Annotated in this window: 18 protein-coding genes and 3 tRNA genes; 11 read left to right on the top strand and 10 right to left on the bottom strand. The window is 52.7% G+C overall.

Annotation, left to right across the window (positions count from 1 at the left end; all coding sequences use genetic code 11):
- The first annotated feature begins 33 nt into the window (after nucleotides 1-33).
- Together ecnA and ecnB are read left to right on the top strand one after the other, a co-directional pair.
- A complete protein-coding gene (gene ecnA / locus AC3ITF_RS20235; RefSeq protein WP_043018154.1) occupies nucleotides 34-168 on the top strand; it encodes a lipoprotein antitoxin entericidin A in 135 nt (44 codons plus the stop codon).
- A gap of 107 nt (nucleotides 169-275) precedes the next feature.
- The gene (gene ecnB, locus AC3ITF_RS20230; RefSeq protein WP_096758604.1) at nucleotides 276-422 is read left to right on the top strand and encodes a lipoprotein toxin entericidin B; all 147 of its coding nucleotides are present in this window, start codon (nucleotides 276-278) and stop codon (nucleotides 420-422) included.
- Between the two features lie 30 nt (nucleotides 423-452).
- Here the strand turns inward: ecnB and AC3ITF_RS20225 are convergent, their stop codons facing one another.
- Nucleotides 453-1,052 (bottom strand): helix-turn-helix domain-containing protein, encoded by a 600-nt coding sequence (locus tag AC3ITF_RS20225; RefSeq protein WP_096758603.1) that lies wholly within the window; start codon nucleotides 1,050-1,052, stop codon nucleotides 453-455.
- A gap of 259 nt (nucleotides 1,053-1,311) precedes the next feature.
- On the opposite strand from AC3ITF_RS20225, the gene sugE reads away from it, so the two are divergent.
- The gene (gene sugE / locus AC3ITF_RS20220; protein WP_016151397.1) at nucleotides 1,312-1,629 is read left to right on the top strand and encodes a quaternary ammonium compound efflux SMR transporter SugE; all 318 of its coding nucleotides are present in this window, start codon (nucleotides 1,312-1,314) and stop codon (nucleotides 1,627-1,629) included.
- On the opposite strand, the gene AC3ITF_RS20215 is transcribed toward sugE, so the two are convergent.
- The 5 genes from AC3ITF_RS20215 to frdA form a co-directional block, all read right to left on the bottom strand.
- The gene (locus AC3ITF_RS20215; RefSeq protein ID WP_489175970.1) at nucleotides 1,626-2,159 is read right to left on the bottom strand and encodes a lipocalin family protein; all 534 of its coding nucleotides are present in this window, start codon (nucleotides 2,157-2,159) and stop codon (nucleotides 1,626-1,628) included. The two genes, sugE and AC3ITF_RS20215, sit on opposite strands and share 4 nt — an antisense overlap.
- A gap of 106 nt (nucleotides 2,160-2,265) precedes the next feature.
- Nucleotides 2,266-2,622: a fumarate reductase subunit FrdD gene (frdD, locus tag AC3ITF_RS20210; protein WP_003025535.1), complete on the bottom strand. Its 357-nt coding sequence runs from the start codon at nucleotides 2,620-2,622 to the stop codon at nucleotides 2,266-2,268.
- A gap of 10 nt (nucleotides 2,623-2,632) precedes the next feature.
- A complete protein-coding gene (gene frdC, locus AC3ITF_RS20205) occupies nucleotides 2,633-3,028 on the bottom strand; it encodes a fumarate reductase subunit FrdC (protein WP_003025537.1) in 396 nt (131 codons plus the stop codon).
- 10 nt (nucleotides 3,029-3,038) lie between these two features.
- Complete coding sequence (gene frdB / locus AC3ITF_RS20200; RefSeq protein ID WP_096758601.1) at nucleotides 3,039-3,773, bottom strand: fumarate reductase iron-sulfur protein; 735 nt, start codon at nucleotides 3,771-3,773, stop codon at nucleotides 3,039-3,041.
- Nucleotides 3,766-5,556, bottom strand: coding sequence for a fumarate reductase (quinol) flavoprotein subunit (gene frdA, locus AC3ITF_RS20195; protein ID WP_117342443.1), 1,791 nt, complete (start codon nucleotides 5,554-5,556; stop codon nucleotides 3,766-3,768). The genes frdB and frdA overlap by 8 nt, the downstream gene beginning before the upstream one ends.
- 324 nt (nucleotides 5,557-5,880) lie before the next feature.
- Between frdA and epmA the strand changes: the two genes are divergently transcribed.
- Both epmA and yjeM read left to right on the top strand, forming a co-directional pair.
- Nucleotides 5,881-6,858, top strand: a complete 978-nt coding sequence (epmA, locus tag AC3ITF_RS20190) for an elongation factor P--(R)-beta-lysine ligase (RefSeq protein WP_096758600.1) — start codon at nucleotides 5,881-5,883, stop codon at nucleotides 6,856-6,858.
- Between the two features lie 212 nt (nucleotides 6,859-7,070).
- Nucleotides 7,071-8,573 carry a glutamate/gamma-aminobutyrate family transporter YjeM gene (yjeM, locus tag AC3ITF_RS20185; protein ID WP_135912694.1) on the top strand — a complete coding sequence of 501 codons (1,503 nt, stop codon included), beginning with the start codon at nucleotides 7,071-7,073 and terminating at the stop codon, nucleotides 8,571-8,573.
- An 81-nt stretch (nucleotides 8,574-8,654) separates the two neighbouring features.
- Here yjeM and mscM read toward each other — a convergent pair whose 3' ends face one another.
- The 3 genes from mscM to rsgA all read right to left on the bottom strand — a co-directional run bounded on the left by mscM (nucleotide 8,655) and on the right by rsgA (nucleotide 14,100).
- The gene (gene mscM, locus AC3ITF_RS20180) at nucleotides 8,655-11,969 is read right to left on the bottom strand and encodes a miniconductance mechanosensitive channel MscM (RefSeq protein WP_096758598.1); all 3,315 of its coding nucleotides are present in this window, start codon (nucleotides 11,967-11,969) and stop codon (nucleotides 8,655-8,657) included.
- A 17-nt stretch (nucleotides 11,970-11,986) separates the two neighbouring features.
- Complete coding sequence (asd, locus tag AC3ITF_RS20175; protein WP_096758597.1) at nucleotides 11,987-12,955, bottom strand: archaetidylserine decarboxylase; 969 nt, start codon at nucleotides 12,953-12,955, stop codon at nucleotides 11,987-11,989.
- Nucleotides 12,956-13,047: 92 nt separating this feature from the next.
- Nucleotides 13,048-14,100, bottom strand: coding sequence for a small ribosomal subunit biogenesis GTPase RsgA (gene rsgA, locus AC3ITF_RS20170; RefSeq protein WP_170972982.1), 1,053 nt, complete (start codon nucleotides 14,098-14,100; stop codon nucleotides 13,048-13,050).
- Between the two features lie 106 nt (nucleotides 14,101-14,206).
- On the opposite strand from rsgA, the gene orn reads away from it, so the two are divergent.
- The 4 genes from orn (at nucleotide 14,207) to AC3ITF_RS20150 (ending at nucleotide 15,369) form a co-directional block, all read left to right on the top strand.
- Nucleotides 14,207-14,752, top strand: coding sequence for an oligoribonuclease (gene orn, locus AC3ITF_RS20165; protein ID WP_096758595.1), 546 nt, complete (start codon nucleotides 14,207-14,209; stop codon nucleotides 14,750-14,752).
- 196 nt (nucleotides 14,753-14,948) lie between these two features.
- Nucleotides 14,949-15,024 (top strand) — tRNA-Gly (locus tag AC3ITF_RS20160).
- Nucleotides 15,025-15,181: 157 nt separating this feature from the next.
- Nucleotides 15,182-15,257 (top strand) — tRNA-Gly (locus tag AC3ITF_RS20155).
- Between the two features lie 36 nt (nucleotides 15,258-15,293).
- A tRNA-Gly gene (locus AC3ITF_RS20150) sits at nucleotides 15,294-15,369 on the top strand.
- Between the two features lie 269 nt (nucleotides 15,370-15,638).
- Here AC3ITF_RS20150 and queG read toward each other — a convergent pair.
- Nucleotides 15,639-16,778 (bottom strand): tRNA epoxyqueuosine(34) reductase QueG, encoded by a 1,140-nt coding sequence (gene queG, locus AC3ITF_RS20145; protein ID WP_115259624.1) that lies wholly within the window; start codon nucleotides 16,776-16,778, stop codon nucleotides 15,639-15,641.
- On the opposite strand from queG, the gene nnr reads away from it, so the two are divergent.
- Together nnr and tsaE are read left to right on the top strand one after the other, a co-directional pair.
- Nucleotides 16,777-18,306 (top strand): bifunctional ADP-dependent NAD(P)H-hydrate dehydratase/NAD(P)H-hydrate epimerase, encoded by a 1,530-nt coding sequence (nnr, locus tag AC3ITF_RS20140; protein ID WP_489175969.1) that lies wholly within the window; start codon nucleotides 16,777-16,779, stop codon nucleotides 18,304-18,306. The genes queG and nnr overlap by 2 nt on opposite strands.
- Nucleotides 18,296-18,757, top strand: coding sequence for a tRNA (adenosine(37)-N6)-threonylcarbamoyltransferase complex ATPase subunit type 1 TsaE (gene tsaE / locus AC3ITF_RS20135; RefSeq protein WP_096758592.1), 462 nt, complete (start codon nucleotides 18,296-18,298; stop codon nucleotides 18,755-18,757). The genes nnr and tsaE overlap by 11 nt, the downstream gene beginning before the upstream one ends.
- The last annotated feature ends 13 nt before the right edge of the window (nucleotides 18,758-18,770 follow it).

Genomic DNA, 18,770 nt, shown 5'->3' with positions numbered 1-18,770 from the left:
CAGGCTGCTGCGCCATACTTTTCCAGGGCAGGAATGATGAAACGTCTTCTCGGTCTTGTAATGCTTATCCTGTTCACCAGCACACTCCTGACGGGCTGTAATACCGCACGTGGCTTCGGTGAAGACATCAAACATCTTGGTAATTCCATCTCTCACGCGGCCAGTTGAGCCTGTCATATTGTCTTAAAAATATGCGTTTTTCCGTCATCCTTCCGGATCTTGTCTATCATTAAGTAGCTATACACAAACAATATTGGCTAGAAAAGGAAGACGTTATGGTTAAAAAGACAATTGCAGCGCTCTTTTCTGTGTTGGTTCTTTCTTCAGTGTTGACTGCGTGTAATACAACAAAAGGTGTTGGGCAGGATATTTCTGAAGGCGGTAGCGCAATCTCTGGTGCAGCGACAAAAGCTCAGCAATAATCATGAACGGTACGACGCTCTGTCGTACCGTTAATTCATTTTCTCGGGTAGCGACAGAAACGGTGAAAAGCGGTTTCCTAAATGCAGCTTGATGCGAATGTTGCGTTTATAGGTGTAAACCGTCTTGCCATGAATGCCGAGTGCCGAGGCTATCGCAGTGTTACTCACGCCATCCATCCACATCGACAGTACTTTCTCTTCCTGCGGCGTAAGCAGCGGTGTCGCGTTTTTAGTGGTCTTTAGCGCAGGACGAACGCAGAGAGCATCCTGAATACTGTCTGACAACTCAGAGAGCGTAGTGCGTTTGGATAATACCGAATGGACGGCGTATTGCGGGTTGTGAGCGGGTACAGGCTTTCTGTCTCCTGATTGCAGTAAAATCAGGGGGATCAGACCACAGCTCATAAAAAAAGGCGCAATAGGCGGACTGGCATGTACATCGCTGAGAAAACCATATAAATCTGCGATCACCAGATGCGGTTTCCACTGCGAAATATGTTCTTTTGCCAGTAAGAGGTTATTGATTCCTGATACCAGAAACGACGAATTAAACCTACCAGAATGATTAAGCAAGGCCTCGACCCCTGTACGGGTAAAGTGGCACCGGTCAATCACTAAAATTTTATGCATAAACTTTTCGCATTCAGAAGTGGGAAAAACGGCTTCCTGACTTCAGAAAGCCATTTATCATAGATAAGACCAATGGCAGCCAAATGCGGGAACTACGCTGCTATTTGTGCTCAATTCTTGCTTTAAGCAGGCAATGGATAAAAATGTTGAAATTCATTTTCTTTCGGGCAAAAATGCTTTTTCATACTTCAGCGTTGTAGGACGACCTGCAAACGCTTCTCTCACCGGGGACGGCCCCATTGTTATTCTGGAGCCTGACATGTCCTGGATCGTTTTATTGATTGCTGGCCTGCTTGAAGTCGTATGGGCAATTGGCCTGAAATATACCCACGGTTTTACCCGTCTGACGCCGAGCATTATTACCATTGTGGCCATGATCGTCAGTATCGCCATGCTTTCCTGGGCGATGCGAACGTTGCCCGTTGGAACAGCTTATGCGGTCTGGACCGGTATTGGTGCGGTAGGGGCGGCCATTACCGGTATCCTGCTGCTGGGGGAATCCGCCAGTCCGGCACGTTTGCTGAGTCTGGGTCTGATTGTCGCCGGAATTATTGGTCTGAAGCTCAGTACCCACTAGGCGCCAGGCTGTTTTACCCAAATTAGCTTGTTCACTTCAAACCCTTCCCGGGCCGCGACTGCCAGCATTTGCTGTTTCATCTCGTCTGAAATAGTGGGGGTACGTGAGAGGATCCACAGGTAGTCGCGATCCGGGCCACAAACCAGCGCGTGGCGATACTCCCGATCGAGAGCAATCACGTTATACCCACCGTAGAATGGACCGAAGAACGACACCTTCAGCGCCGCTCGCGTAGGATCACCAGTGAAATAAGCCTTGCCTTCCGTTTTTTGCCACATGCTTCTGTCGGGGTTGTAGCCTTTGTTGATGACGTTGATACCCCCGTCATCGCGTAAGCTGTAGGTTGCAGTGACCTTTTCCAGTCCTCGTTCGAAGCGATGATCGAAGCGCGCGATTTCGTACCAGGTTCCGAGATAGCGTTTAACGTCAAAGTTATTGACAACGGTCACGCCTGCAGGCGGCGTAGGGGAGCTGCAAGCGACAACCAGAAATGCAGCCGTAACGGCAGCAACTACAGGCAGCAAGCGCATAGGATTTTCCTTTTAAGGTTTTTCCTAAGTGTAGAACCTGGCGGGGAATTAAGGGAAGAGAGAGCGAAAAAACGCCCTCTTACCGGATGATAAGAGGGCGGAGCGATTAGATGGTCAGAATACCAATCGCCGTTACAACGGTCAGGATCGCAGCCAGACCGTAGAATACCCACTTGCCAGCCGGCACGTGGATTTTCAGGTCATGCATCGCGTGGTGCATACGGTGTAAACCACACCACAGCGGCAGAACGATCATCAGGAACAGGAACGCACGTCCGATGAAGCTCTGAGCAAATGCCAGTACGCGTTCATAGCTGAAAGCATCAGGAACAAAGCCCAGCGGCAGCATAATGCCTACCAACAGGATCATCACCGGCGCAATGATAGCGCTCCACATACCGCCTGCACCAAACAGGCCCCAGAATACGGGTTCGTCAGAGCGTTTTGGATTTGGATTAATCATTCCGGACTCCTTACCAGAACAGGGCAACAAACAGTATTACTACTGTCGCAACCACAGTAACTGCCCAGAGACCTTTGATGATCGGCTCTGGCCCCATTTTTTCGTCTTTTACGATGATGTTGGCAGCTTTTGGCGCCAGCTCAAACCAGGTTTTGGTATGCAGCAGCGCTGCAGCCAGGGCGATAATATTAAGAATTACCACCACCGGGTTTTGTAAAAAGGCGACAAAACCCATCCAGGACTCTGCACCATGCTTGAGTGCAAACAGGCCGATAATCAGTTCAATGCTGAACCAGACTGCCGGAACTGCCGTGCCTTCACGCAGCATGTAAAAACGATAAAATGGCAGTTTTTTCCACCAAGTGGACGTCATTGGCCGCACATAGGCTTTGCGTTTAGTCGTCATCGTGCACTCCTTAGCGTGGTTTCAGGGTAGCGATAAGAAAGTCTTTTGAACTTTCAACTTTACCCTGCTGAATGGCCGCAGCCGGATCGACGTGTTTCGGGCAGACTTCGGAGCAGTAGCCCACGAAAGTACAGGACCAGACGCCGTTCGGGCTGTTCAACTGAGCCATACGCTCCTTCTTACCGTGGTCGCGGCTATCTTCGTTATAACGATGCGCCAGGGTGATTGCAGCCGGTCCAATGAACTCTGGGTTCAGGCCGAACTGCGGGCACGCGGCATAGCACAGACCACAGTTGATGCAACCGGAGAACTGATGATACTTCGCCATCTGCGCCGGAGTCTGGGTGTTTGGACCCTGATCCGGAGTACGCGGGTTACCAATGATGTACGGCTTGATCGCTTCCAGGCTTTCGATAAAGTGCGTCATATCGACGACCAGATCGCGTTCGATCGGGAAGTTGCCCAGCGCTTCAACCTTCATACCGTTGGTGTATTCACGCAGGAAGGTTTTGCACGCCAGTTTAGGCACGTTGTTGACCATCATGCCGCAGGAGCCGCAGATTGCCATACGGCAGGACCAGCGGTAGCTCAGGTCCGGTGCCAGGTTATCTTTGATGTAACCCAACGCATCCAGTAGAGATGTGGTTTCATCATAAGGAACTTCATAGAAAGCACTGTGCGGCGCGGTATCGGTTTCCGGGTTATAGCGCACCACCTCAACTTTCAGGTTTTTCATCTCAGCCATTCGCCTTCTCCTTCTTATCGGCTGCTTCCGCTTCGCCACCGTACATACGTTTAGCTGGCGGCAGAGTGGTGATTTTCACGTCGCTGTATTCCAGGCGAGTTGTGCCGTCAGCATCACGGAAGGCGAGAGTGTGTTTGAGGAAGTTAACGTCATCACGCTCGGTGCAGCCTTCATCCAGACGCTGGTGCGCGCCGCGGGATTCTTTACGTGCCAGCGCAGAGTGCGCCATACATTCAGCAACGTTCAGACCATGACCCAGTTCGATGGTGTACAGCAAGTCGGTGTTGAAGACGCTGGAGGTATCGGTGATACGTACGCGCTTGAAACGTTCCTGCAGTTCGGCCAGTTTATCAACGGTTTTCTGCATGAGTTCCGGCGTACGGTAGATACCGCAACCTTCTTCCATGGACAGACCCATTTCGTCGCGGATTTTGGACCAGTTTTCGTTACCTTCCTGGTTCACCAGATCTTTCAGACGTTTTTCAACGCCAGCAACCTGTGCGTCGAGTGCGGCACCGTTTGCTGCGCCTACCGTTGCAGCGCGTTCTGCTGCACGTTCACCCGCCATGCGGCCAAAGACCACCAGTTCTGCCAGAGAGTTAGAACCCAGACGGTTAGCGCCATGCAGACCAACAGAGGAACATTCACCAACGGCGAACAGACCTTTAATGCGGGTTTCACAGTGCTGATCGGTTTCAATACCGCCCATGGTGTAGTGCGCGGTCGGACGTACCGGGATCGGTTCTTTAACCGGATCGACACCCACGTAGGCTTTCGCCAGTTCGCAGATGAACGGTAAGCGCTCGAGCAGTTTTTTCTCACCGAGGTGACGCAGGTCGAGGTAAACCACATCGCCACGTGGTGTGGAAATGGTGTTGCCTTTACGCCATTCGTGCCAGAAGGCCTGAGAAACTTTGTCGCGCGGACCCAGTTCCATGTATTTGTTCTTCGGCTCGCCCAGTGGGGTTTCCGGACCCATGCCGTAGTCCTGCAGATAGCGATAGCCATCTTTGTTGACCAGAATACCGCCTTCACCGCGGCAGCCTTCGGTCATCAGGATACCGGAGCCTGGCAGACCAGTCGGGTGATACTGAACGAATTCCATATCACGCAGCGGAACGCCGTGGCTCAGTGCCATGCCCATACCGTCGCCGGTAACGATGCCGCCGTTGGTGTTGTAACGGTACACACGGCCAGCGCCGCCTGTTGCCATGACAACCGCATTAGCACGGATTTGCATCAGCGTGCCTTCCATCATGTTCATCGCAACCAGGCCGCGAGCCTGACCGTCATCAACCAGGATGTCCAGGACGAAGTGTTCGTCGAAACGCTGAATTTGCGGGAACTGCAAAGACGTTTGGAACAGCGTATGCAGCATGTGGAAGCCGGTCTTATCCGCGGCAAACCAGGTGCGCTCAATTTTCATACCGCCGAAGCGACGTACGTTGACGCTACCGTCTTCACGACGGCTCCATGGGCAACCCCATTGTTCCAGTTGCGTCATTTCAGTTGGGCAGTGGTGGACAAAGTAATCCACGACATCCTGCTCACACAGCCAGTCTCCGCCAGCTACCGTATCGTGAAAATGGTAGTCAAAGCTGTCATGATCCTGCGCGACAGCAGCAGAGCCGCCTTCGGCAGCAACGGTATGGCTGCGCATTGGGTACACTTTTGAGATCAGTGCGATTTTAGCGTTGGGATTTGCTTGTGCGGCAGCAATTGCAGCACGTAATCCCGCGCCACCGGCGCCTATAATGGCAAGATCGGCTTGAAAGGTTTGCACGACATTCCTCCAGATTGTTGTTATTTCATCCCCGCCCGTAATCAGATGCTTCATCTGAGTCAAACGGGTTATGAACGCGTTTCCACTGCTCCTTTATAGGTACAATAGTATAGTCTCAGGGAGGAGCGGGAAATTTGACGTGTTCGATTTTTTTAGCGTATCACAGGGGGGAATTATCATTGATTTTGATTAATTTAATTACTAAACCACCCAATGTTGCTTTTTTTATCAACTTGTCCGTGTTTGTTATTCCCTCCCGAAATTTGTCTCGCTAACGCGTTACGAGTAGACTTCGTGCCCTTGTCTTAAATCGGAGAAACAACCATGAGCGAAACGGCAACCTGGCAGCCGAGCGCGTCCATCCCCAATCTGTTAAAACGTGCAGCAATTATAGCGGAAATCCGCCGCTTTTTTGCCGACCGTGGCGTGCTTGAGGTTGAGACACCTTGTATGAGTCAGGCGACGGTTACGGATATTCATCTGTTCCCGTTCGAAACGCGTTTCGTTGGCCCGGGTCATTCTCAGGGCATGAACCTCTATTTGATGACCAGCCCGGAATACCATATGAAGCGCCTGCTGGTTGCAGGGTGTGGTCCGGTCTACCAACTGTGTCGCAGTTTCCGTAACGAAGAGATGGGGCGTCACCATAACCCCGAGTTCACCATGCTCGAGTGGTACCGTCCTCATTACGACATGTACCGTCTGATGAATGAAGTGGATGATTTGCTCCAGCAAGTGCTGGACTGCTCTCCGGCGGAAAGCCTCTCTTATCAGCAAGCCTTCCAGCGTCATCTTGAAATCGACCCGCTGTCAGCGGATAAAACACAGTTGCGCGAAGCGGCGGCTAAGCTGGATCTCAGCAATATCGCGGACACCGAAGAAGACCGGGATACCTTGCTGCAACTGCTGTTTGCGATGGGCGTCGAACCGCACATTGGCAAAGATAAACCGACGTTTGTATATCATTTCCCGGCCAGCCAGGCGTCGTTGGCGCAAATCAGTACTGAAGACCACCGCGTGGCCGAACGTTTTGAGGTGTACTACAAAGGTATTGAGCTGGCGAATGGTTTCCATGAGTTGACCGATGCACGCGAGCAGCAGCAACGCTTCGAACAGGATAACCGCAAACGAGCCGCCCGTGGCTTACCGCAACAGCCTATCGATAACAATCTGCTTGAAGCGCTAAAAGTTGGGATGCCGGATTGCTCAGGCGTGGCGCTGGGCGTCGACCGTCTGGTTATGCTGGCACTGGGGGCCGATAGCCTCGCTGATGTTATCGCCTTTACCGTCGATCGTGCGTAATTCACGTCTCCGCATTGCAAAGTGGCGCATAGTCGCCACTTTGTAGCATCTTTTTTCATTTCCCCTCTAATAGCCACAATTTAACTCTGGAATTTTGTTAGCATTCAGGTATCAATCCTGTGTTGATTTTCTTATTGCTGATCTCTGCAAGGGGGCAGTATTCACCGGTGAGTGGTGTTTGATAAACACTCTCCAGAGTAAGGGATAGTTTAATGACCCAAACAATAAAAAAGATGAGCCTGACTGGTCTCATCCTGATGATATTTACGTCTGTTTTTGGATTTGCTAATAGCCCCTCGGCTTTCTATTTAATGGGATACAGTGCCATTCCATGGTATGTATTTTCTGCATTATTATTCTTTATCCCATTTGCCTTAATGATGGCTGAAATGGGGTCTGCCTATCGGAAAGAAGAGGGTGGGATCTATTCGTGGATGAATAATAGCGTCGGACCTCGTTATGCGTTTATCGGCACCTTTATGTGGTTCTCTTCCTACGTTATCTGGATGGTGAGCACCGCGGCGAAAGTCTGGGTGCCTTTTTCCACCTTTATATTCGGCGCGGATATGACGCAGACCTGGCGTATCGCCGGGTTTGAGCCCACGCAGGTCGTCGGACTGCTTGCTGTTGGCTGGATGGTGTTGGTGACTGGCGTAGCGTCACGGGGTATTAATAAGATTGCTCGCATTACGGCGGTTGGCGGAATTGCCGTCATGTGTCTTAATTTAGTTCTGTTGTTAGTGAGTATCGCTATTTTGTTATTAACCGGTGGCCACTTTGCACAGGATATTAATTTTGTCTCTTCACCGAATCCGGGATATCAGTCCGGTCTGGCCATGCTGTCATTTGTGGTGTTTGCTATTTTTGCCTATGGCGGAATAGAAGCCGTGGGTGGACTGGTTGATAAAACAGAGAAACCTGAAAAGAACTTCGCGAAAGGCATTGTCTTCGCGGCGATTGTCATTTCAGTGGGTTATTCGCTGGCCATCTTTTTATGGGGCGTGAGTACCAACTGGCAGGATGTATTAAGTAATAGTTCAGTGAACTTGGGTAATATTACTTATATCCTGATGAAGAGTTTGGGGATGACGCTGGGCCATGCGCTGCATCTTTCACCTGAGGCGGCAATCACTACGGGCGTCTGGTTTGCGCGTATTACCGGCCTGTCTATGTTCCTTGCTTATACCGGGGCATTCTTCACGCTCAGCTACTCGCCGCTGAAAGCGATTATTCAGGGGACGCCAAAAGCACTGTGGCCTGCACCGATGACCAGACTGAACGCTATGGGGATGCCGACGACGGCGATGTGGATGCAGTGTCTGCTGGTGAGCCTGTTTATTCTTCTGGTGTCGTTTGGCGGCGATACGGCCTCAGCGTTCTATAACAAGCTGACGCTGATGGCGAACGTCTCGATGACGCTGCCGTATCTGTTCCTCGCGCTGGCGTTCCCTTTCTTTAAATCTCGCGTCGGTCTGGAAAGACCGTTTGTGATATTTAAAACCCGAGCCGCAACGCTACTGGCAACGAGTGTCGTGGTGCTGGTGGTGACGTTCGCCAACGTGTTCACCATTATCCAGCCGGTGATTGAAGCTGGCGACTGGAACAGTGCACTGTGGATGACCGGCGGGCCGATTTTCTTCTCGTTGTTAGCCATGGCGATTTACCAGAACTACAGCCGTCGTATAGCCAATGAGCCTGAATGGGCGGTTGAATAAACGACCTGCCTAATCCGGCCTACTAAAGAAGCATCTTCGTAGGCCGGATTAGGCGAAGCCGCCATCAGGCACCACTCACGTTTACAAGCTTCCCGCCGGGCGCTTACCTCTGCCCGCAGAACTTAACGTTCTCCCCGTTTGCTTTCCGCTGAGGCTCTCCAGACGCATCTGGAACGGTGGGAATGGCATATCAATACCGTGCTCACGGAAGCCCGCCAGAATCAGCTGGTGGATCTCGTGGCGCAATGGCATACGGTGTCCCATCTCTGCGGCATAGATACGCAGCTCAAAGATCTGAATCCCCTGCTGAAGGTCAACCAGGAAGACTTCCGGCGCCGGTGTGTCGATAACCAGTGAGCAGCGCTGGGCGGCAGTGAGCAGGATTTGCGTGACCTCCTCGCTGTTGGCTTCTGACGGTGCAGGAATGGTCAATACCACACGAGTCACTGAGTCGGATAACGACCAGTTGATAAACTGCTCGGTGATAAACGCCTTGTTGGGCACGATGATCTCTTTACGATCCCAGTCGCTGATGGTGGTCGCGCGGGTGTTAATCTTGGTCACGCTGCCGGTGAGGTCGCGAATGGTCACCGTGTCGCCAATACGAATTGGTTTTTCAAACAGGATGATCAGGCCGGATATAAAGTTGGCGAAGATCTCTTGCAAACCAAAGCCCAAACCAACACCGAGAGCAGCAACCAGCCACTGCAGTTTCGACCACTCAATACCAATCATTGAGAAGCCCACCAGGCCACCAATTAGCATCAGTAGATACTTGGTTATAGTGGTGATGGCGTAACCGGTACCTGGTGTTAAATCCAGGTGCTGCAACAGCGCCAGTTCCAGCAGTGCAGGCAGGTTACGCACCAGCTGGGTGGTGATGATAAACACCAGAATGGCAATAAGCACTGCGCCCAGCGTAATCGGCTCTAAGCTTTCTACGCCCTGCACCGTGGACGTCACATCCCATAGTGAGATATTTTCCAGGAAGCCGAACGCGGAATGAATTTCTGACCACAGCACGATGACTGAAAGCAGGGCGATGAGCATCAGGATAGACCGCACCAGGCGCAGCGACTGCGCGCTTATCGCGTCCAGATCGACTTCGCTTTCATCGATATCTATCGCTCCTTCCAGGCTGGTGGAGTGCGCGGGTTCTTCTTCACCACGTGCACGCTGCGCCAGCATTTCTGCGCGTCGGTGTTTGGCGCGGTCAAAAGCCAGACGACGGCGCTGGATAAGCATCCAGCGGCGGATGACGTGATAAACCACCAGCAACAAGAACCATATAGCAACAGACGTCTCCAGGCGGGCCAGCAGCGCCTGTGCTGTGGCCAGGTAACCTACCGCGGCCGCAAGAATGGCAACTAACGGGGCACCCATTAGCATATTCCACAGCATGCTGTTGACCATGTTGTCGCCGTTGCCCTCTTTGTCGAGGTACAGCGGGATCCCGGCGCGCTTGAGGCTCAGAGTGACGATGGCCAGTGCGCCACAAATCAACATAAAGCACAGGCGTCCTAATGAAGCGGAGAATTCCCGGTCATTGAGATTATCAAACATGATCACCGCCATGATCAGCGGAACAATCAGTCCGATGCTCATCAGGTAATAGTGCATAGCTTTAGCGACGCGGTTGCGCGGCCAGCCAAAGTGCGCGATGAACAGACCATTCGGCCGCGCAAAGGTAGCGCAAATCATCACCGCCCACAGCATAGGCACCGTGGCGGTCACACCATCGCCGATGGCGACGGCCAGCGGATAGGGCCAGGCTTCCTGCAGGCCGTAACCCAGCGTCGCCCACAGCACCGGCAGCGGCGAGGCAACGAGAATTGACCAGAATACCGTTCGTATCGTCAGCCAGAAGTGATCCTGGGTGACTTTACCGACCCGCGCAGACGATCGCTCAAGAAAGCGGGTGAAGTGCTTACGCGAATAGAGGCTAAACCCTACCAGCACCAGCGCGGCGAACAGCGGCAGCAGCGTGGCTTTACTGGTGAGCATCATGACGCTGGCTTTACCAAGCTGATTAAACGTATCTAATGAGATTAGACGACGCAGATCCTGAACCAAATCGACCGGCCAGGAGAGTGAAATCGGGCTGACGTCAGAGGTCCAGAACAGATAGCGGTGCGTGGCTTCGTTAACCTCTTTCAGCGCATCTTCCAACTGACTATTGGAGACTTTCAGCTTGGTTAACTCGAGTATCAGCGTATCGCCGCCCTGTAGCAGGGAATTCAACAGCTCACGCTGGGTACGCAGTTGGGCATTGAGAATACGGGTCTGCTCTGCGGTAAGCGGCTGTCCATCCGCTTGATGGATCTGGCGCAGCTGCGGCTGTTTGTTGAGGAGGTCTTCATAGCGCATGCGATGTACGCGCAGCTGCGCCATTTCGGTATCGAGCTGTTGCGGCTTAGGCATTTCAGGTAGACGGGAAACCTGCGCGCGAAGCGCTTCGCCCAGCATATTCGACGCCCCCAGCCACTGTGACTGCTCGCGCAGCGTGTTCAATGCCTGACGTACCTGCAACGTTTGACCGGTGGCCTGACGCTGCTGAGACGCCACCAGGTCCATACGTTGTGCCTGTTGGTTTAACGCCTGTGACAGTTCGCGGTTGACCTTAAACTGATCGACAATGCCTTCCGGCAGTCCTGCACTGTTTTCTGCCAGCAGTTCGGTGCTTTCCAACGCCCGCTCCGCTTCACGCTGCCGCTGGCTATTGAGCTGATTTCGTAATGCCTGCAGGTAAGCGTCGAGCTGCTGGCTCTGTTTTTCGGCCAGTTCGGAGCGCATACGCGCCAGTTCTTGACGATTGTTAGCGGAAAGTTGTGCCAGCTCCAGCTCATCGACCAGCGCTTTGAGTCTGGCGGATTCAGCCTGCAACGACTGATTGAGCGGCGTATTACCGCTGGCTGCGCCAAGGCGTCGTTCAATTTCATTTAATTGACGGCGAGCATCGGTTTGCTGTTGAGGGAGCTGGTTTAATGAATCGGCGATTTCGCGGGCGCGATCCTGCTCCTGCTGGGCCTGACGGCTTTTTTCCAGCAACTGGCTGCTGACCTGCAGGATCTCCTGGTTTAAGGCGTCAGCCGAGAGGTCCGTGGGGATGCTGCGAGGTTCATCGCGCAGGTTGCTAAGCTGCGCGCGTAGCGTCGCGGACAGCTTGGGGAAGTTATCAATAACCTGCTGATACTGTTCGGCGCGCTCGAGAGAGCCTTTACGCTCTTCAAGGGCATTCAGCGCGGACTGGAGCGCCTCGACGGCTTCTGGCTGAGCGGGTTTTGCCGCTTTGGCCTGCTCCAGTTCCTGGGTGATTTGTTTGGTATCGGGGGCCGTCGCAGCGTACGCCCCCTGGCTGAGGCACCAGGCCATCAGAAAAGTGATAATCAGGCGCACAGCAGCGATTCCTATGTTTAACTTTCGTCTTTTTTGTCGTCAACCAGCGGGCTGGCAGCGTGTTCTGCTTCGATCTCGTCTTGCGCAAGCGGGGCGGGTTCGGCCTCTGGCGTCACGAACGTTTCGGTAGAGATTGCCATCGGTTGACCGATTTTGGTGACCGAAAGATCCTGCAACTGCTCGACCAGATTAACTTTGCCTGGCGCAAACAGGTTGATGACGGTTGAACCAAGCTTAAAGCGGCCCATTTCCTGGCCTTTCAGCAGCGCCACTGAACCTTCACTTTCACCTTCAGGCCATGTCCAGCGCTTAATTACGCCTTCACGCGGTGGCGTGATGGTGCCAGCCCAGACAGTTTCGATGCTACCGACGATGGTTGCACCGACCAGAATTTGCACCATCGGGCCAAATTCAGTGTCAAACAGGCAAATAACACGTTCGTTACGGGCAAAAAGGTTGGGCACGTTTTGCGCGGTCAGAATGTTGACCGAGAAAAGATCGCCGGGCACGTACAGCATTTCCCGCAGGATACCGTTACACGGCATATGTACGCGGTGGTAATCACGCGGTGAGAGGTACGTCGTGACAAACGTTCCGTTACGGAACTTGTCCGCCATTTGGTAGTTACCTGCCAGCAGTGCTTCAAGGCTGTAGCTGTGCCCTTTGGCCTGCAACAGTTTGTCTTCTTCGATGTTCCCCAACTGGTTAATCACGCCGTCAGCTGGCATAACCAGAACATTCGGGTCGGTATTAATTGGGCGGGCATCGTCACGCAGTGGGCGCACGAAGAAGTCGTTAAAGGTGCGATAGCTGGCGGTATCCGGCTTCTGCGCCTCTGTCATATCGACCTTGTAATATTTCACGAACAGATCGATAACCAGTTTAGTTAGCCATCCTGCTCGTTTGCTTGCACCCCAACCCGCCAGGCGAGTGAGCCATAGTTTCGGCAGAATGTATTGTAGCGAAAGCTTAAATGAATTTAACAAGGTAGCCTCCAGGCCATAATTTGTTCCCGATCCGGCATGCGGGCCGGATCCTGAAAAAAGGGGGACGATTCTAGCGATGCTTAGCTTAGTTGTCAGTTGTCCGTATCAGAAAAGTTTTTACGCGTTTTTACCTGCGCCATGCTTTCAAGGATGCGGTGATAATTCTCAAACCGAGTTTCGGCGATAGCCCCTTTCTCTACTGCTTCACGGATAGCGCAGCCTGGATCCGTATCATGTTTACAGTCGCGGTATTTGCAATGACCTAAGAAGTCATGGAATTCGACAAACCCGTGGGTGATTTGTTCCGGCTCAAGATGCCACAACCCAAATTCACGTACGCCGGGGGAGTCAATGACGTCACCGCCGTGCGGGAAGTGGTACAAGCGAGAGGCCGTGGTGGTGTGTTGCCCAAGACCGGAGTTATCGGAGACATCGTTGGTCAGGATCTCTTTCTGCAGGCCGAGCAGGTTGTTGAGCAGGCTGGATTTGCCCACGCCTGATTGACCAGCAAAAATGCTGATGCGATCGGTCAGCGCTTCCTCAAGCGGCTGCAGGCCGTCTTTTTTATGGCTGGAGACCATCAACACGCGATAGCCAATATTGCGATAGATATCCATCTGCTCATTCACGAAGACCATGCCTTCATCGTCGAGCAGATCGATTTTGTTGAGTACGATAATGGGCTCAACCTGCAACGTTTCGCAGGCAACCAGATATCGGTCGATAATATTGAGTGACAGCTCGGGTAAGATGGCTGAGACAATGACGATTTGGTCGATGTTGGCCGCAATGGGTTTTACACCGTCATAAAAGTCCGGACGCGTTAGCACCGAGGTACGTTCATGTACCGCTTCAACGATCCCTTTAACGTTCACGCCTTCGGCTGCGGCCTTACCTGGACGCCAGACTACACGATCGCCGGTTACCAGCGAACGAATTGTGCGACGGATGTTGCAACGGTGGACATCGCCGTCGGCAGACTCCACGTCGGCATGCATGCCAAAGCGGCTGATAACAATACCTTCAGCGGTCTCGCCAAACAGGTTGTCGTCGTAGTCGGGCTTCTCCGTGGACGTTTTAAGACGACGCTGGTGATTGGCGTTCACGCGGCGCTGTTGGCCTTTGGAGAGTTTATTTTTACTCAATCGTACTGACTCCTGGTCGCCCATGATGGGCAAAACATTTATGATACACGCAATTTTAGATGAATATAGTCACACTGAATGTGACGTCTGAAGGGTGGAAAATAGCATGAGTGGCAATGAAAACAACCTGATTTGGATCGATCTGGAGATGACAGGTCTGGATCCCGAGCGCGATCGCATTATTGAGATCGCGACGCTGGTGACTGACGCCAATCTGAATATTCTGGCTGAAGGACCGACGATTGCCGTCCACCAGTCCGACGCGCAGCTGGCGCTAATGGATGACTGGAACGTGCGTACGCATACCGGAAGTGGTCTGGTGGAGCGCGTGAAGGCGAGCACCATGGGCGATCGTGAAGCGGAGCTGGCGACGCTGGCATTTTTAAAAGAGTGGGTTCCGGCAGGGAAATCCCCGATTTGTGGCAACAGCATCGGCCAGGATCGTCGTTTCCTGTTCAAATACATGCCGGAACTGGAAGCGTATTTCCATTATCGCTATCTGGACGTTAGCACGTTGAAAGAGCTGGCCCGTCGCTGGAAGCCGGAGATCCTCGATGGCTTCACGAAGCAGGGGACACACCAGGCGATGGACGACATTCGTGAGTCCGTCGCTGAGCTGGCTTACTACCGTGAGCATTTTATTAAGCTTTGATTTTGTTCTCCGGTGGCTTGCGTCACCGGCTTTTTGACGCTAAATTGTCCAGCTTGATTGTAAAGTAATCACTTGAACGAGTTTTCAAAAAAATCGTATTCAAGGGGGTTGCAGCTAAACGAATTTCTCGTATAATGCGCCTCCCGTAACGACAGAGATTTACGCGTTACGACAGCAACAAAAGCAGTACAGATTTGCGGGAATAGCTCAGTTGGTAGAGCACGACCTTGCCAAGGTCGGGGTCGCGAGTTCGAGTCTCGTTTCCCGCTCCAAAATTTGAAAAGTGCTTTCTAAGCACAGACCACCAATCGCAGGATTTCGAATTGCGACAAGGCGGCAACTGAATGAATCCTTGGGAACTTACTTGAGTAAGTGACTAAGGTGAATGAAGGCAGCCAACGCAGTAGCGTTTCGAAAGACGAAGATTAAGCGGGAATAGCTCAGTTGGTAGAGCACGACCTTGCCAAGGTCGGGGTCGCGAGTTCGAGTCTCGTTTCCCGCTCCAAAATTTGAAAAGTATCGCAAGATACGCACCACCCAAGCGGGAATAGCTCAGTTGGTAGAGCACGACCTTGCCAAGGTCGGGGTCGCGAGTTCGAGTCTCGTTTCCCGCTCCAAATTCTTATCTCAATAAACATATCCACAACGAATAATCGCGTTGGGGCTGTTTTCTTTTGTCTTTGACATACTCTTGTAAACAGACTTATCCACAGGTCAGAGTAATATTCCTGGAATGCAAAAAACTTCGCTTGGTGAATAGTATCTTTATAACCATTTGAATTTAATGAATTAATTATCATTTCAAACTGTTAATGTGATCACTTGACGATTTTTTCCTTCTTGAATATCAATGTGTTTTTATTTTTATGCACAAGCTGTGGATGACTTAAGCATCACGCGGCAGACCTTTTTCAATCACCCTGACCAGCCGCTGTTTCTTCGGTAACTGCACTTCAACCACGCAGGCATTTCTTTTCTCAATCTGCTGCGCAATCGCCCATTCTATGTGTTCGTCGAGAAGTGGGTGCTCACCTCTGCGATTTTCCAGCGCATTTATTACGGTTTCATCCCACGGGGCATTTCCCAGCGCGACGGCGATATTTCGCAACCAACGCAGGTGTCCGATGCGACGAATAGCCGAACCTTCCGTCACTTTTAAAAACCACGCTTCGCTCCAGCCAAACAGCTCAATCAGTTCCGGGGCATGCAGTTGTTTTCTTGGGCTAAAGTCATCTTCTACAGTGAGCTGCGAATAGCGATTCCAGGGGCAAATGAGCTGGCAGTCATCGCAGCCATAGATTCGGTTGCCCAACAGTGGGCGAAACTCTTCCGGGATAGCGCCTTCTAGTTCGATCGTGAGATAGGAAATACAGCGGCGGGCATCAACGGTGTAGGGTTCAACGATGGCGCCCGTGGGGCAAATGGTCATACAGGCCACGCATTTGCCGCAGGCTTCTTCTACAGGCTGATCCACAGGAAGCGGTAAATCGATCAGCAGTTCACCAAGGAAGAAAAATGACCCGGCTTCACGGCTAAGAATTAGTGAGTGCTTGCCAACCCAGCCAAGTCCGGCTTTTTCCGCCAGCGGACGCTCCAGAATGGGCGCAGAGTCGACAAAAGGTCTAAAATTCAGCGAAACGCAATGCTGCTGGATCAACTCTCCCAGCTTTTTTAAACGGTTACGCAGCAGCTTATGGTAGTCACGGCCCAGTGCATAACGGCTGATGTAGCCCAGCGACGGATTTTTTAGCGTGCTGGCAAACGCGGCGTTGGCGGGGAGATAATTCATCCGTACGCTGATGACGCGTAAAGTTCCGGGTAATAACTCGTGGGGGCGGGCGCGCATCATACCGTGACGGGCCATCCAGTCCATTTCGCCATGGTATTGTTTATCCAGCCAGGCCTGCAGTTTGGGTTCGGCTTCGCTAAGGTCTGTATCGGCAATACCGACCTGCTGAAAGCCAAGTTCCAGCCCCCACTGCTTAATTTTTTGTGCTAACTGATTGAGATCGAGGGGCTCTGACATGACGGACCATACAATGAAGAAAAACCCCGCAAGTATACCACACTCCATCTGGCACGCCGATGACATCAAACGGATGGAGCATGAGGCGGCAGACAGCCTTGGGCTGACGCTGTATGAGCTGATGCAACGTGCGGGAGAGGCGGCGTTCCAGGTTGCTCGCAATGCATATCCTGCCGCTCGGCACTGGCTGGTGCTCTGTGGCCACGGTAATAACGGCGGCGACGGCTATGTCGTGGCGAGACTTGCCAAAGCCGCGGGGATTCACGTCACGCTATTAGCGCAAGAAAGCGACAAACCGCTCCCACAGGAGGCAGAACATGCTCGTCATGCCTGGCTGAACGCAGGTGGCGTTATCCACGCCCCGGATATTATCTGGCCGCAAGAGGTGGATGTGATTATCGATGCGCTGCTCGGCACCGGCTTAAAACATGCACCTCGCGACCCACTGGCGACATTAATCAAACAGGCGAATGCGCATTCTGCTCCCACAGTGGCTATTGATATTCCTTCCGGTCTGCTGGCGCAGACGGGGGGAACGCCCGGAGCGGTGATTCATGCTACCCATACCGTTACCTTTATTGCATTGAAGCCCGGTCTGATCACGGGCAAAGCGCGTGATGTCACAGGGCGTATCCATTTTAACGCGCTCGGGCTGGATGCCTGGCTGGCGGGGCAGGACGCGCCCATTCAGCGCGTTGATGCCTCACAGCTTAGATGCTGGCTGACACCACGCCGCGCAACATCGCACAAAGGTGACCATGGTCGACTGGCGATCATCGGGGGTGACTATGGCACAGCAAGCGCCATACGCATGGCCGGTGAAGCGGCGCTTCGCGCTGGTGCCGGATTGGTTAAGGTGCTCACGCGCAGTGAAAATATTGCACCGATCCTGACCGCCCGTCCGGAACTGATGGTCGATGAGTTGACGCCTCGCGCGGTGGAGGAAAGTCTGGTGTGGGCGGATGTCGTGGTCATCGGTCCCGGACTTGGGCAGCAAGAGTGGGGAAAAAAAGCACTGCAAAAAGTTGAGAATTTTCGCAAACCGATGCTGTGGGATGCCGATGCGCTTAACCTGCTGGCAATCAATCCCGATAAACGTCACAATCGCGTGATCACGCCGCATCCGGGCGAGGCTGCGCGACTGTTGGGCTGCTCCATTACAGAAATTGAAGACGATCGCTTACTTTCTGCACAACGTCTGGTAAAACGGTACGGAGGTGTGGTGGTGCTGAAAGGCGCGGGTACGGTAGTGGCCTCGGAGCACAATGCATTAGCCATTATCGATGCCGGTAACGCAGGAATGGCCAGCGGCGGTATGGGTGATGTCCTTTCCGGAATCATTGGCGCATTGCTCGGACAGAAGCTTACCCCGTATGATGCTGCGTGTGCGGGATGTGTGGCGCACGGCGCGGCAGCGGATGTGCTGGCGGCGCGATTTGGTACGCGCGGCATGCTGGCGACAGATCTCTTTACCACGCTACAGCGTATTGTTAACCCTGATGTGATTGACGTTTATCATGATGAATAGAGTAATTCCGCTACCGGATGAACAGGCGACGTTAGACCTGGGACTGCGGGTCGCGAAGGCCTGTGACGGCGCAACGGTTATTTATTTGTACGGCGATTTAGGTGCGGGTAAAACCACCTTCAGCCGGGGATTCCTGCAGGCGCTAGGTCATAAAGGCAATGTAAAAAGCCCCACCTATACGCTGGTCGAACCCTATTCGCTTGAAAACTTAATGGTATATCACTTCGATCTGTACCGACTTGCGGACCCCGAGGAGCTCGAATTTATGGGGATCCGTGATTATTTTGCCAATGATGCAATTTGCCTGGTGGAATGGCCACAACAAGGTAAAGGTGTGCTCCCGGACCCGGACGTCGAAATACACATCGAATACCAGGCGCAAGGTCGAGAGGCGCGCGTAAGTGCCGTCTCCTCATCGGGTAATTTATTGCTGGCGCGTTTAGCCGAATAACCTTAAAGGGTGG

Source organism: Citrobacter sp. KH_055_1 (assembly GCF_057838705.1).
Note: the sequence above shows the minus strand (reverse complement) of the source record. Positions and strands in the feature narration are given on the sequence as shown.